Raw genomic sequence first — 14161 nt, 5'->3', positions numbered from 1 at the left:
CGCCGCGTCCTCGGCCGCCGATTCCGCCGCCGCCCGCTCCTCTTCGCTGTCTCGCCGCGCTTGCTCGGCCGCGGCTGCCGCCATCTCGGCCTCCGCGATCCGGTGCGCGGCATCCGCCTGCACCGCCCGTACCTGAGCCTCCGCGACGGATGGATCGGCCAGCGTGGACATCTCCGCCACCGCCGCCGACAGCGTCGTCCCCAACTGTTCAGCGAGCCCACGGAACTGCACCAGCAATTCATCGGCCCGCATCCGCGCCACCGTCACCGGCCCCTGTTGCGTCACAGTGACATTAGCGGCTGGGGTCTCTTCCTCCGCCTGCTGCAACCGCTGCCGCTCCCGCCACGCCCGCCAGCGCGTGTGCTCGGGATGGTCGCAGTACTCGGAAGGCCGTCCCGGCCCGCCGCCGCGATGGATGGGGCGGGTGCAGCCGGGATAGTTGCAGATGCTCGACACGAACAGAATCGTAGCGTTTGTTTCGTCATTTCCAACGGAACAACACGAAACGAATCCCTCTGCGCCACAGATCAACTCATGCCGTCCTGACCTCCGATAAGTGAACCTTATCGGAGGTCAGACTCAACTCAGTCCCCTGATCCACCACGCAAACAATACGTTTACGTTTGGTTGGCACCAACGATACGAAAGGCCAACGAAACTCTACAAAAACTGTGCTCGGTGGTACCCCCGTGCCAGACCTGAGCAGTATCGGCACAAACCGGACATCGGCGGAGTCGCCGTAGCATGACCAGATGACTCAGGCGAACGAATGGAGATCCCAGCCGCCGGAACTACTGGCGAGGCGAGCGAATTCGTTCGGCACGGCGGCGGAGTCCTACGACGCCCACCGGCCCGACTATCCGATCGACGCGGTGCGGTGGGCGCTCGAACCGGTGAGCGCACGGCCCCGGACCCTCGATATCGGCGCGGGCACAGGGAAGCTCACCGGCGTGCTCCTCGCTGCCGGCGCGCAGGTGACCGCGGTCGAACCGGATGCGGAGATGCGGGCGGTGCTGGCACGCCGTTACCCCGAGGTGTCGACGATGGCGGGTGCGGCGGAATCGAGTCCGCTACACGATGCCTCGGTCGATGCCGTGCTGGCCGGTCAGGCGTTCCACTGGTTCGACCAAGCTCGGGCATTCCCAGAGTTCGCCCGTGTGCTGCGCCCCGGTGGCGTGGTGGCGGCCTTCTGGAATTCCCCTGATACGTCGATCGAGTGGGTCGCCGAATTGAATCGCATCGCGCGCTCGTCGGTGTCGACCGCCCCGGGCATGGATGACAGCCTGGTCGGCCATCCGCTGTTCCATCCTCCGAACCGGGCGGAGTTCCCCCATATGCAGCGACGTACGGCCGAAAGTCTCACCACCACGATCGGGACGCATTCACATACCCTGGTCCTCCCCCGAGCCGAGCGCGCCGAGGTGCTGGACAGGATTGCGACCTATCTCGGCGGGCGCCCGGAAACCGCTGGCGGCGAGTTCGATTTCCCGCTGCGTACGAAGGTGATTCGCGTGGTCCTGAGGTGAACGGCCTCAGGCGTACCACCACGACAGCGCGAAGACGACCACGAGCGCCGCGACGAAGACGATGGCCAGGGCTCTGGCCAGGGGTGGGCTGAATTCCTGTAGCCGCTCGACGCCGATGTAGACCACACCGATGAGCAGAATGGGAACGATCGCGGGGACGATCAAGGCGACCAGCGGACCGATGATCCATCCGGCCGTTCGGAACTTGCCCCAGGCGGTGCCGAGGAGCAGCGGGATCAGGATCGCGCCGGCGAAGCCGCCGATCAGGGCCGGGATCGGGCGTTCGCCGATCCACGGTACGCCCGGGATGCCGTCGAAGTTCAGCAGGTCGAGGGTGGACCAGATGCCCAGCAGGACAATCGCGAGCAGGCTGCCCCACAGGGCACCGCGGTAGTGCCACTTCTGCATTCGCGACCAGTCGACCTGGCGGGCGTGGTAGATGGTCGCGGCGGTGACCGCCGACCAGACCATCCAGCGGCGGATCAGCCCCGTTCCCGTCTTGCCCATGGCGTCGCGGAAGATGCGGTCGGCCTCGTCGCGGTATATCTCGCGTTCGGCGATATAGCTCGCGGGCTCGTCCCCGGACAGCACCAGACCGTCGTGCAGGATGGCCGCGGGTAGATGCGCGCCGGTCTTGGGTACCAGCCAGGTCAGAAAGGCCGGAACCGAGGTGAGATCGGTGGTCCAGTTCTCCAGGTCGGCGGGTACCAGTATGCGACCGACGCCCACTTCCGGGGCGTCGTCGTAGTAGCCGATCCGCCGCGTCAGCCGGAACTCCTCACGCCGAGTGGTGTGGTTGAACCGGCGGTCCAACACGATGGCGAGATCGGGCGGCGCGGCGAATCCCCCGACCGATTCCTCGGATTCGATCCTCGGTTCCGGCGACTCCGCCGACGGGACGTTGACGACGACCGCCTCGGAGTCGATGGCGTCCGCCGCCTCCTCGGCGGGTGCCTCACCGCCGTCGTAGAAGGGTCCGTCGTCCTGCTCCACTTGGAGCTTCATACCGATCAGGGTACGTGCGAACGGTCCAGTTACCGGATCACCCCGGTAACGTTGTGGCCTATCCGAATCAGCCGGTGAAGGACTCTGGGCCGAAGCGTCCCCACGCGACGAAGGCCGCCATGGCCAGGTAGACGAAGTTCACCGCGACGAACCTGTACTGTCCGTAGCGTCCATGGGTGATCATCGCGCCGATCATCAGCAGGATCCAGCACACGGCGGTCACCGGCACCAGTACCGGTGCGATATCGAGCGCGGCGGGCAGGACGAATCCGGCCGCCGCCAACAACTCCAGCCCCCCGAGTGTCCTGACGAATCCGGTGCTCGCATGCATCGTCCAGCCCCCGCCGGACTTCTCCCCCAACTCGTCCAGCTTGGCCTTGTTCATGAACGCCTTGGTGAGGCCGCCGACCAGCGCGAGGACAGCGAGCAGCCCGGCGACGATCCAGAGGGCGAGGTTCATGAGTTTTCTCCTTCGGTAAATGCCTACCGGCGTGTCGGTGGTGCAGCCGGTCGAGCATCAGACTCCGCTCACTCCATTTCCGTGACACCCGCTGGACGTGACCTGTGTCATGGGTCGGTGTCGCGCACGGTAGAAAACAGACGGACTGGTATGCGAACATATGTTCGTGTCGCAATTCGGAGCCGCAGGTCCATGCCCTACGCAGGCGTCGATTCTGCACGCGGATCTCGACTCGTTCTATGCCTCGGTCGAGCAGCGGGACAACCCCTTGCTACGCGGGAAGCCCGTGATCGTCGGTGCGGGCGTGGTGCTGGCGGCGAGCTATGAGGCGAAGGCGTTCGGGGTGCGGACGCCTATGAACGGGCGGCAGGCTCGGCGGCTGTGCCCGCACGCGCTGGTGGTACCGCCACGGATGGGCGCGTACGCCCGGGCAAGCAAGGACGTGTTCGAGATCTTCCGGGACACCACTCCCGAGGTGGAGGGCATCTCGATCGACGAGGCGTTCCTGGATGTGGGCGGGCTCCGGCGGATCGCCGGTGATCCGGTGGAGATCGCGCGGCGACTGCGGGCCCGGGTGCGCGATGAGGTGGGGCTGCCGATTTCGGTGGGGGTGGCGCGGACCAAATTCCTCGCCAAGGTGGCCAGCGCGGTGTCCAAACCCGATGGGCTGCTGGAGGTTCCGCCGGACAGGGAACTGGAGTTCCTGCATCCGCTGCCTGTCGAGCGACTGTGGGGCGTGGGTGAGGTGACGGCCCGGGAGCTGCGCGAGCGTGGAATCACCCGGGTCGGGCAGTTGACGGAGATGGGTGAGAGCGCCCTCGCGGCGGCGCTCGGCCCGGCGGCCGGACGGCATCTGTACGCGCTGTCCTGGGCGCGCGATCCGCGCCGCGTCGAAACGGGTAGACGGCGGCGATCCATCGGCGCGCAGCGTGCCCTCGGGCGGCGCTCGCGCGGTGACGAGGAGTTGGAGGCGTATCTGCACGGGTTGGCCGACCGGCTCGGCCGCCGCCTGCGTGCCGCCCACCGGGTGTGCCGAACCGTGGTGCTGCGCTTGCGGTTCGACGACTTCAGCCGGGCCACGCGCTCGCACACCCTGGCGGAGGCGACCGACAGCGGCGCGGTGGTGCTGCGGGCCGCCCGGAGCCTGCTCGCGGCCGCGCTGCCGATGATTCACGAGCGTGGCGTCACCCTCATCGGACTGTCACTGACGAATCTCGACTCCGCTGGGAGTATGCAGCTGTCCCTGCCGTTCGAACCGCGTGCGGAGTCCACTCTCGACTCGACGTTGGACGCGCTGCACGACCGCTTCGGTGCGGGTGCGGTGACGCGGGCGGCGCTGCTGCGGCGCGGTGAGGGGTTGTCCGTCCCGCTGCTGCCCGACTGAAAAGACCGCGTGTAACTAGCGCGCGGCACGCCCGCACCCGTGGTCGCGACGCTGTACACGCCGACCGCGATGTGGGAACGACCCGGGCCTCGCCCCCTCATCTCCTACAACATCCCGACCAGCTCGCTCGGAAACACCTGCGCCCCTTCGCATCAGCTCAAGCAGGGCATACAGGCGGATCTGTGGTCGATCCACCTGCTACTCACCGCGAACTACGCCGTGCTCGTGCCGGATCACCAGGGCCCGCGACAGGCATACGCCGCCGGACATATGGGCGGACACGCCGTACTCGACGCGGTGCGCACCGCCCTCCGGCTCGGACTGCCCGACCTCACCCCGAAGAGCCCGGTCGTACTGTCCGGCTACTCCGGCGGCGCCATCGCCACCGGATGGGCGGCGGAGCTGGCCCCCGCCTACGCCCCCGAACTCGAGCTCGCCGGTGCCCTCATCGGCGGTCTCCCCGCCGACTACGGACAACTCGTGCGCACCATGAGCGGCAATGCCGCCACGGGCGTCTTTCTCGCCGCGACACTGGGTCTGGCACGCGAATACCCTCAACTGCTGACACTGCTCAACGACAACGGCTGGCGGCTGGCACACGCCCTGCGGGATGCGTGCGTCGCCGTCGAGGCGGCGCTCGGGTTCATCGCCCCCATCACCCTGGACGCGCTGACCGACCATCCCGACCCGCTCGCGCTGCCCATGGTGCGAAAGATCGTGGCGGACAACACCTTGGGCACACTCGCCCCGCAGATTCCGGTCCTCCTCTACCACGGGGTCGACGAGTTCTGGATTCCGCTCGCGGGTGCGCGGAAGGTGTACGACGACTGGTGCCGGGCCGGTGCACGGGTACGGCTGGAGCTCATGCCCGGCGAACACTTCACGGTCGGCGCGTTCGCGGTTCCCGCGCTCGCGCGATGGGCCGACGACCTGATCGCCGGGAGGCTCGTACCCGACGGATGCTCACGTTCAGTCGGCTAGCTCGAGGCGGGCGCTGTCGTCCCACAGCGCCGCCGCCAGGTCGTCGCGTCGAGCCCGTCGGAGGGGCAGGTGATCTCGCCGTGCCGCAGCGCGGCGGAGGTGTGTCCCGGAAGCGGGAATGGACGAGATGGCCGTCGATGATCACGAGTGGCTACCGTGGCGTGGTGTCCACCATGTCCCGAACGAGTACGGCCCTGCTGGTCGGCGGGATCGCCGCGTACGTGGCGGCGTTGGCCGTCCTGATCGGCACCGGCCATACCGGGGTGCGCTACTCCGCAGACGACGCCGAAACCGTGTCGCTGTGGCTGCTGTGGTTGCCCGCGCTCGCCGGACTGGCTGTGGCGTGGGCGATTCCGCCGCGCGCGCCCGCGCCGGACCCCTTCGCGGAGGTGGATCCACGGCTGGTGACGCGGCAGGCGGGAGTGCTCGCGGGGCTGGGGGTGGCGTTCACGGTCGGACTGCATCTCGCGCCGCGCACCGATCTGTGGTTCGTCGGGCTCAAACTCGTGCTGCTGGTGGCGATTCCGTGGGCGACGCGGATGGTGAGCTGGCGGGAATGGGCCGCGCTGGGCACGCGCGGCCGATGGTTGCGCCCGCTGGCCGCGGTGGTGGCCTTCGAGTTGGTTCGGTCTCTGACCGGGCCGGATTCGGATGGTGTGGTGCCGGATGCGGTGACCATCGCGCTCGTGTTCCTGTTCAATGCCGTGATCGAAGAGGTGTTCTACCGGTTCTGGCTGCAGACACGTCTCGAATCGCGTTACGGACGGTGGCCCGCGATTCTGGTGGTGAGCGTGCTGTGGGCGTCCTGGCATTCGGCGCTGTTGAGTATCGCCGGGGTGGGCGTGGATCTGGCGGCGGCCGTGGCGAAACTCGGGGTGGACGGGCTGTTCCTGGGCTACCTGTGGTCGCGGCACCGCAATCCGTGGGTGCTGCTGCTGATGCACGGGCTGATCAACGCGCCGATCGTCATGCTGCTGGCCGTGCGTTGATCAGCCGACCGTGTCGGAGATGCGGGCGACGAGTCGCCATGGGCGCTCGGTGTCGGCGACGGCCTTGCCGCTGGTGAGGATCGCGCCCGCGAGCCCGCGAGCCGGGTCGGCCCAACCATATTGAGTGGTCAGTCCGCTGCGACCGAAATGGGATTCGGTGTGGCGGCCGAACTTCGAGCGTCGCCCGCCGAGCTCGTAACCGGCCGCCGAGACACGGCCGGCGATACTGGGAATCCACCTGGCCGGACGGACCGCGGCCCGCACGGTTTCCGGGCGCATGATGCGCACGCCATCCAATTCGCCACCGCGCGCGAGGATCTCGTAGAACCGGGACAGCTCGTACGCCGTGGTCACCAGATTGCCGGAGGGCAGTTCCGCGGTGAGGAAGGCTCGCTCCGCCGCCGCGTCGGTCCGCCCGGACAAGCCACCGCCGAGTGCCCGCCCGGCCAGATAGCGCCACACCAGCGACGGGCCCGGCCCGACTCGCACACTCGGCACCACCCGATCGACGTCTTCGGGACGTACCCCGAAATTGGTCCATCGGAAGCCGAGCGGGTCGAGCACCTGCTCGCGCAGGTGGTCTCGCATCCGCTTGCCCGTGGCCCGCTGCACCAGCAGGCGTTGAATCAACCCGCTGGTCAGAGCGTGGTACACGCGCAGGCGGCCGGGCCGCCAACTCGGTTCGAGATCGCGCAGCGCCCGCACCGCCAAGTCCTCGTCGAGAACCAGTTCCGAACCGCTGTACGGCGGGGTGATGAACGGGACGCCAGCGGCATGCGAGAGTACGTCGCCGATGGTGATGCGCTCCTTGCCGTGCGCGGCGAACTCCGGAATGTAGCGGCTCACCGGATCTTCCAGTGCGAACGCGCCCTGCTCGATGAGCATGAACATGACCGCCGCCGACACTCCCTTGGCGGTCGAGAAGCCGCAGAACGGCATGTCGGTGGTCACCACCACCTTCTCCGCCGCCTCCTCGTCCCCCGGCGCGTTGCCCCACCCATGCCCGATCGCCCGATTCAGTACGACCTTCCCGTGCCTGCGCACGCACACCTGAATCGCGGGCGTGGTCCCCATCCGATACCACTCCCGCACGGTCTCCCACACGCCGTCCACATCGGCTCTGGTCAGCCCCGCCGCACCTGGTTCGTCCTCCCACCCCACCGTCGTCACGGCATCCAGATCCGTCCCCACCAGCACCAACGAACTCGCGACCGCACCCATCCGACCAGGATAGAGAAGATCAGCCGAACAGCTCCTCGGCCGTCGTCACCGTCACAGCCCGCCGCAACCATTCCTCGAGCCGCGCGGTATCCGCACACGCCAGCACCCGATCCCGCACCTCGACGCTGACCGGAATTCCCCGCGCCTCCAGCACGGTCAATACCGCCATCGCCTCCCCTTCGGCCCTTCCCTCGATCTTTCCCTCGGCGATGTACTTCCGAGCGAAATCACTCTGATACTCGTAGGCCGTGCTCATCAGTACCTCCAAGTGGTTCCGCGCCGCGGCCGACAGAGCGGCGTGTACGACGTCATAGTACATTTTGGCGCGCTCGTCATCGGCTCGCCGCAATCCCTCGAGCAGCGCGAACAGCACCCGATCGGCCCGTGGACCCTCAGCGTGCGCGATGGCCGAGAGTACGGCCCGCTCGGGCACCTCGATCGCGGAATCGGCCTCCGTGACGGGTGGGATGCCGTCCGGTCCGAGCACCAGCGGCCGCAGTACCCAGCCCGGGTGGCCCATGGTGATCCCGATACGGCTCCATTCGGCTATCTCCGGAATCGGCGAGACAACCAGGAGGAAGACCGGACAGCGCAGTCGGGAGCGCAGGGTGGCCGCGTAGACGGGCCAGGCCCACCGGCGGCTCTCGTCCCGGCAGAGCTGGACCTCCACCACGATGCCCGCTACGGCCTCGCCCGCGCCGTTGACCAGGGAGAAGGCGGTGTCACCACGGAATTCCTTCGGACCGATGTCGGTGAAGTCGCACGGTTCGGAGCGGATGTCGCGAAATGGCGGTAGACGAATGCCGAAAACCTCGGCGAGGTAACCGGCCGCCAGCTCGGGGCGGTTGCGGAACAGTTCCACCAATCCTTCGTGCAGGTAGGAGGGCACGGGGAGGAACATAGTGGGGATTTGCCCGGCGCTCAGGCGAATTGGCGTGTCGGTGGGCGGACTCGCCGGGCGGGTTTACGGGCGGGGGGCGAGGTTATGGCGGTCGATGCCCGGAGTGTCCGGGTCGAAGGGCAAGGAGCGTGATCGAAGGGAGCGACCGATGGCAATTGTGCTCGGTATCGGGGTCGGGGTGGTGTCGGCTGTCGCGGTTCCCGCCGTGGCGTTCGGGGGGTACCAGAATCCGCACTATCCGCAGCCTGGGTCGGGGTTGCCGGGTGGGTGCGTGATGCTGTGCGAATCGCAGCCGCCCGCCACGACCTGGGAGGCGCCCGTACCGTGCGGATGCGATGTCCCGCTGTACACCACCCCCGGCTGGACCATGCCGTTGAACAGCGGACCGGTGGAGTCACCGTTCGGCGTGCTGGGCGATTCCTAGTTGCCGGGCGTGCGGCGGCCACCGTTGGGTACCCGCTCGGCACCACCGTCGTCGAGTACCTCGAATCCGCTGTAGTGGCGGAGATGAGCGCCCCGAACCCGACTGATCCGCAGCTGCGCCTCCACCGCGTGGTGCGTCGGCGATCGTCGGACCCGCTTGCCCAGATCCGTCCACATCCCGGGACACGTCCGCCAGCGCGGAGGACCGCTGTGGGGCGTACCGCATAGGCTTGTCAGCTGTGAGCGATTCCGGGGCGAGCGACGCGGGCACGGTGGCACTCTCCGATACTTCGGACGGCGTGCCGAATGCGGTTGTCGCGGTACCGGATGCGGTGCGTGGCGAGTTGCGGCGGGGTGTCGGGAGCGTGCTGGTCGATGCGGCGGCATTGCGGTTGGTGCGGGAGCGGTTCGACGGTGAGCAGGCGGGGGCGCTGCGGCGGTACCTGGAGGCGTCGCAGTCGGGAAATACCGTGCGGGCGTATCGGTCCGACTGGATCGGGTGGGCGGCCTGGTGTGCGGCCGAGGGGCGGCAGGCGCTGCCCGCGGACGCGCTGGATGTGGCCGTCTATCTGGCCGCGGCGGCGGATGCTCGGCGTGACACCGGCGAATGGGCGTTCAGTCCGGCGACTCTGGAGCGCAAGGCGGCGGCCGTCGCGGCGGTGCACGCGGCCAATGGGCTGCCCTCGCCCACCCGGTCGGACGTGGTTCGGTTGACGCTGCGCGGTATTCGCCGCACCCGCCGCACACCCCCGACCCGCAAACGTCCGGTACTGCTGCACACCCTCGACCAGCTGCTGGCCCAACTGCCCGACGCCGGGTGGCCGACCGAACCGGCGCGGCGACGTGACTGCCTGGCCCTGCTCATCGGTTTCGCGGGCGCGCTGCGCCGCAGCGAACTCGCCGGACTCCGGATCGCGGACGTGCGGGTCCAGCAGGATCACACCACCGGGGAACCGGTCCTGCTCGTTCACCTGCCCACCACCAAGACCGACCCGACCGGTGTCGCCGAGCAGCGGGTGGCGCTCCCGCGCGGACAGCGCCCGCACACCTGCCCGGTGTGCGCCTTCGCCGACTGGGTCCGGCTCCTCGAAATTCACACGGCCGGAGGCACTCTCGCGGTCCGCGCGGCCCTCTCTGAGCGCCTCCCCGACAGTGCCATCCACCGCTGTCACGGCTTCACCGGCACCACCCTCGCCGACTCCCCCGACCTGCCGCTCTTCCCGACCATCAACCGCCACGGCGGAATCGGCGATCAGCCCATGTCCGGCCGAGCCGTCGCCGAACTGGTGAAGCGCTACGCCGCCCGCGCGGGCCTGGACCCCGACCTGTTCTCGGGTCACTCCCTGCGCGCCGGTTTCGCCACCCAGGCGGCCCTCGGCGGGGCCAGCGACCGCGAGATCATGCGCCAGGGCCGCTGGTCCAATCCGCGCACCGTGCACGGCTACATCCGCACCGCGAATCCCTTGGAGGACAACGCCGTCACCAAGCTCGGCCTGTAGCGGGCGTGCACATCGCCGCGAGCTCGGTGTGTGCGGGTGTGCGACCACAGGCGTATTGACCCGCGACCGAGGTCGCGGCCGGGTCACCCGCAGGGCTGATGCGCCCGGGATCGGTGATGAGTAATGCTCTACCGCGAGCCAGCCCGATTGCGCAGAGGAGGGACCCGCCATGCCGAGCAAGGCCCTGAGGGTCGGCCTCGCTACCGCTGCCGCCGCGGTGCTCGCCGCGGGCGCGGTGGTGTGGGTATCCGGGGACGAGCCGGCGACCACCGCTGAGGTGGTCGCCGCCCCGGCGTGGGGTACGTGTCCCGACCCCGCCGCCACGGACCGGATGCAGTGCGCACGGCTCACTGTCCCGTTGGACTACCGCGTCCCCCACGGCCGCCGGATCGAGATCGCGATCTCACGCTTGCCCAGTGCCCACCCTGACAAACGCCGAGGGGTGCTGTTCACCAATCCCGGCGGTCCCGGCGGCGCGGGTCTGAGCTATCCAGCGCTGCTGGCGGCCGCGAATCTGCCGCAGTCGGTTTTGGATGCCTACGACGTGATCGGGATGGACCCGCGAGGCGTGGGCGAGTCCACCCGGTCACGTGCGGATTGAGCGAAACCCAGCGGCAGCGCCGGAATCTGCCCGCCTACGCCCACACCGACGCCGACGTCGTAGCAGAGGCCGAGTTCGCGCGCGCTATCGCCGATCAGTGCGCCAGCTCCGACAGCGCGTGGTTGCTGCCGCATACCACCACCGCCAATACCGCACGCGATATCGACCGCATCCGCGCGGCACTGGGCGAGGACAAGATCTCCTACCTCGGCCACTCGTACGGCACCGCCCTGGGTGCGGTGTACGCGACAATGTTTCCCGAGCGCGGCGACCGGATCGTGCTCGACAGCGCGCTGGGGCCGGGCGGCTACGACCACACCGCTTTCCGGCGCCTGGCGCGCGGAGTGCAGGAGAGCTTCCCCGACTTCGCCGCGTACGCCGCCGCACACCCCGAATACGGCCTGGGCAGCACTCCCGAAGAGATCACCGCTGAGTTCGACGATCTTGCCGCCCGCCTGGACGCCAACCCGATCGGCGGTATCGACGGCACCCGGTTCCGCGGGATGACCATCGACTATCTGTTCAGCGACGCCGCCCTGCCTGCCCTGGCCGCATCCTGGCGGGCACTCGACAGCGGACAGCCCGCGCCCGAGGCGCCGCCGCCGGGCGATGTCGACAACCTCATCTCCAGCCGCCACGCAGTGCTGTGCGCGGACTCACGCTGGCCACGCGACATCGGCTACTACCAACACAGCGCCGCCGTCGATCGTGAGCGGTATCCGTTGGTGGGAGGGTCCACCGGCAATATCGTGCCCTGCGCGTACTGGCCCGACCTGCCGAGCGAGCCGTGGGTGCCGATCACCGATCAGGGCCCCTCGAACGTGCTCCTGCTGCAGAACGAGCGCGACCCCGGCACACCGTTGATCGGTGCTCGGGAAATGCGCGAGAGCCTGGGTGGGCGCGCCCGGATGGTGACCGTCGACCAGGGCGGGCACGGCGTCTATCCCTTCGGCGCCAACACCTGCGCCGACGACATCGCTACCGGTTTCCTCACCGCCGGGACGCGACCCGACCAAGACACACACTGCCCGGCGAACCGATGATGCCCACGGACAGCGGAATGCCACACGGGTGGAGTTCCGCTACGTCACCGGTTATCGATGATCCGCTCATGGACGGTGAGCAGGATGTGGTCGAAGCGGGTGCGGGCGCGGACGTCCATGGGTGGGGTGGCGGTTGTCGCGGCGACCAGGGCCGCGGACAGGTCGCGGAGTTTGGTGTTGGTGACCTGGGAGCGCCAGCGCAGGACCTGGAACGCCTGGTCGGGTGACAGGGCGTAGATCGCCATGAGGATGCCCTTGGCCTGTTCGATCGCGGCGCGCTGTTCCACGATCTCGGGCAGGACCTCGCCGAGTAGATCGACCGATTCGGGGAGGCTGTCGGTGAGGTCGACGCAGTAGCCGCCGGTGCCGATGACGATGCCGTCGTCGTCGGTGATCGGTTCGGACACCACGACCACCTGATGCTCGTCACCGTCGGTGTCGATGATGCGGTGGCGGCTGGAGAACGGCGCGTGGTCGCGCACCGAGGTGACCAGTTCGGCTTCGACGCGGTCGCGGTCGTCGGGATGTTTGTGCGACAGCAGCAGTTCCGTGCTCGGCTCGACGTCACCGGGCTCGTACCCGTGCAGGCGCGCCATCTCGTCCGACCATTCCCAGCGCTGGTCGGCGAACTCCATTCGGAACCACCCCACCCGCACCGCGTCGCCAGCCCCCACGACCTTCTCGACCGCCCGCAGGCTGTCACCACCGGTGTCTTCGGATACGTCCGTCACCTCGCCAGTATTCAGGCAGCGGTCTCGGTGCGGTAGTCCAGCCAGCATGTAAACGCAACCTTGACAGGCGAGGTGTTGTCAAGGCAGCATTTACATATGGATGAATCCCCGCAGCGAGACCCCGCCGATGAGCGGGCCGTGTTCGCGAAACTGCTGTCCGCCAATGCCGAACTCGTCGCCGAGGTACTGCACCCCGCCGACGGCAAGCCCGCCGCGTCCGTGATCGCCGCTCTACAAGCCGCCCGTAGTCTCGACAGCGTGGTGGACAGCGTGCTGCGCATGCTCGTGCAGCAGGCGCGTGTGGAGGGGCACACCTGGGCGGAGATCGGTGAGCTGTTCGGCACCTCGCGTCAGGCGGCGTTCCAGCGGTTCGGCGGTCCCGACGCGGCCTTCCCGCCCGTCCCGCCGCCCCCGCCGATGCCGCCGATCCCGGCGATGCCGCCCGTGCCGAATATGCCGATGCCACCGAAAATCCCACCCGTGCCGCACTTTTCGAGTATGCCCGCCCCGCACCCGGAGCATCACGATCACACTCGCCGGACGCCGCCCGCATAGCGCGTCGGAAGCCGCGCCGCCGCTCGTGTGACAATGCGGAGGTGGATCTGCGTCAGGCCTGCCGGGCCGCGGGCATCGGCGTGGTGGCCGTCAGCGACCACCACGGACCACCGCGACCGCATCGGGCCGTCCCGGCCCTGTCGGCGCGGCTGGTGATGAGCCTGGGCGCTCCGATCGAAGTGCGCTACGGCGGGCGCGTCCAGACCGCTCAGGCGGTCGCGGCCGGATTCCTGCGCCCCGGTGTCGCGACTCCGGCCCTGACGCTGCGGTCGGCGCAGCCGACCGTGTACGCCGAACTGTCACCCGCCGCTTTCCAGCGGCTCACCGGAGTGCCGCTCAGCGAGGTGAACGCCGGTGGGGTGGATGCCGACGCCGTGCTCCCGTGGGCGCGGTCGCTCGGCATGGAACTGGCCGCACAGCCGTCCGAGCGCCGCGCCGCCGTCACCCGCCTCCGGCTGCTCGAGCAGCTGTCCCGGGCCGATTCCGTCCTTGGAGCCGAGGACGCGCTCCACACCCTGGCGCGGATCGGAGCCAGCGGTGGCAGCGCCTCGGTGGCGGACCTGGCGCGCACCGCACACCTGAGCCCCCGGCGGCTGCGTGAGGTCATGCGGCAGTCGCTGGGCATCACGCCCAAATTCGCCTCCCGGATCGCACGGTTGTCCACCGCCGTACACCGCGCCGCCACGGGCGCGGATTCCTGGGCGCAGGTCGCGGCCGAATCCGGATACCACGATCAAAGTCACCTGGTGCACGACTTTCGCGACCTCATGAACACCACGCCGTCCGGGTGGCTGCTGGAAGAGGGCCGAAATCTACAAGGCTGGCGACGCGCCTCCTCGTGA

Annotated in this window: 15 protein-coding genes and 1 pseudogene; 10 read left to right on the top strand and 6 right to left on the bottom strand. The window is 68.8% G+C overall.

The genetic code is table 11. The annotated features are described in order from the left end of the window. Positions 1-456 (bottom strand): annotated as a pseudogene (locus ON31_RS38390) (coiled-coil domain-containing protein); the annotation flags it as partial. A 296-nt stretch (positions 457-752) separates the two neighbouring features. Here ON31_RS38390 and ON31_RS13845 point away from each other — a divergent pair. Next, on the top strand, positions 753-1526 hold the full coding sequence (locus ON31_RS13845) for a class I SAM-dependent methyltransferase (RefSeq protein WP_039813759.1): 774 nt from the start codon (positions 753-755) through the stop codon (positions 1524-1526). 6 nt (positions 1527-1532) lie between these two features. Here the strand turns inward: ON31_RS13845 and ON31_RS34640 are convergent, their stop codons facing one another. Both ON31_RS34640 and ON31_RS13835 read right to left on the bottom strand, forming a co-directional pair. Beyond that, entirely contained in the window at positions 1533-2531 is a 999-nt protein-coding gene (locus ON31_RS34640) for a DUF1353 domain-containing protein (RefSeq protein WP_051037215.1), read from the bottom strand. A gap of 67 nt (positions 2532-2598) precedes the next feature. Then, positions 2599-2991 (bottom strand): DoxX family protein, encoded by a 393-nt coding sequence (locus ON31_RS13835; protein WP_039813757.1) that lies wholly within the window; start codon positions 2989-2991, stop codon positions 2599-2601. A 160-nt stretch (positions 2992-3151) separates the two neighbouring features. On the opposite strand from ON31_RS13835, the gene dinB reads away from it, so the two are divergent. The 3 genes from dinB (at position 3152) to ON31_RS13820 (ending at position 6345) form a co-directional block, all read left to right on the top strand. Continuing rightward, positions 3152-4375: a DNA polymerase IV gene (gene dinB, locus ON31_RS13830; protein WP_039813754.1), complete on the top strand. Its 1224-nt coding sequence runs from the start codon at positions 3152-3154 to the stop codon at positions 4373-4375. 39 nt (positions 4376-4414) lie between these two features. Beyond that, the gene (locus ON31_RS13825; protein ID WP_051037214.1) at positions 4415-5356 is read left to right on the top strand and encodes a lipase family protein; all 942 of its coding nucleotides are present in this window, start codon (positions 4415-4417) and stop codon (positions 5354-5356) included. Positions 5357-5529: 173 nt separating this feature from the next. Continuing rightward, complete coding sequence (locus tag ON31_RS13820; protein WP_039813783.1) at positions 5530-6345, top strand: CPBP family intramembrane glutamic endopeptidase; 816 nt, start codon at positions 5530-5532, stop codon at positions 6343-6345. On the opposite strand, the gene ON31_RS13815 is transcribed toward ON31_RS13820, so the two are convergent. Both ON31_RS13815 and ON31_RS13810 read right to left on the bottom strand, forming a co-directional pair. Further along, entirely contained in the window at positions 6346-7566 is a 1221-nt protein-coding gene (locus tag ON31_RS13815) for a serine hydrolase (protein WP_039813751.1), read from the bottom strand. It abuts the gene before it with no gap. Between the two features lie 19 nt (positions 7567-7585). Further along, positions 7586-8455 (bottom strand): hypothetical protein, encoded by an 870-nt coding sequence (locus tag ON31_RS13810; protein WP_039813780.1) that lies wholly within the window; start codon positions 8453-8455, stop codon positions 7586-7588. Between the two features lie 160 nt (positions 8456-8615). On the opposite strand from ON31_RS13810, the gene ON31_RS13805 reads away from it, so the two are divergent. The 4 genes from ON31_RS13805 (at position 8616) to ON31_RS13790 (ending at position 12033) form a co-directional block, all read left to right on the top strand. Beyond that, positions 8616-8891 carry a hypothetical protein gene (locus ON31_RS13805; protein ID WP_147287213.1) on the top strand — a complete coding sequence of 92 codons (276 nt, stop codon included), beginning with the start codon at positions 8616-8618 and terminating at the stop codon, positions 8889-8891. A 238-nt stretch (positions 8892-9129) separates the two neighbouring features. Then, on the top strand, positions 9130-10389 hold the full coding sequence (locus ON31_RS13795; RefSeq protein ID WP_255222094.1) for a site-specific integrase: 1260 nt from the start codon (positions 9130-9132) through the stop codon (positions 10387-10389). Positions 10390-10558: 169 nt separating this feature from the next. After that, positions 10559-10990, top strand: coding sequence for an alpha/beta fold hydrolase (locus ON31_RS37550; RefSeq protein WP_218007321.1), 432 nt, complete (start codon positions 10559-10561; stop codon positions 10988-10990). Then, entirely contained in the window at positions 10987-12033 is a 1047-nt protein-coding gene (locus ON31_RS13790; protein ID WP_218007320.1) for an alpha/beta hydrolase, read from the top strand. The genes ON31_RS37550 and ON31_RS13790 overlap by 4 nt, the downstream gene beginning before the upstream one ends. A gap of 44 nt (positions 12034-12077) precedes the next feature. Here the strand turns inward: ON31_RS13790 and ON31_RS13785 are convergent, their stop codons facing one another. Then, the gene (locus tag ON31_RS13785) at positions 12078-12764 is read right to left on the bottom strand and encodes a PAS and ANTAR domain-containing protein (protein WP_255222093.1); all 687 of its coding nucleotides are present in this window, start codon (positions 12762-12764) and stop codon (positions 12078-12080) included. A 96-nt stretch (positions 12765-12860) separates the two neighbouring features. Between ON31_RS13785 and ON31_RS34635 the strand changes: the two genes are divergently transcribed. Together ON31_RS34635 and ON31_RS13775 are read left to right on the top strand one after the other, a co-directional pair. Continuing rightward, positions 12861-13319, top strand: a complete 459-nt coding sequence (locus ON31_RS34635; RefSeq protein ID WP_029927442.1) for a hypothetical protein — start codon at positions 12861-12863, stop codon at positions 13317-13319. 41 nt (positions 13320-13360) lie between these two features. After that, positions 13361-14161: a helix-turn-helix domain-containing protein gene (locus ON31_RS13775; RefSeq protein WP_039813744.1), complete on the top strand. Its 801-nt coding sequence runs from the start codon at positions 13361-13363 to the stop codon at positions 14159-14161.

Origin of the sequence: Nocardia otitidiscaviarum NBRC 14405, from assembly GCF_000308635.1 — a bacterium.
Classification (GTDB): domain Bacteria; phylum Actinomycetota; class Actinomycetes; order Mycobacteriales; family Mycobacteriaceae; genus Nocardia; species Nocardia otitidiscaviarum.
Note: the sequence above shows the minus strand (reverse complement) of the source record. Positions and strands in the feature narration are given on the sequence as shown.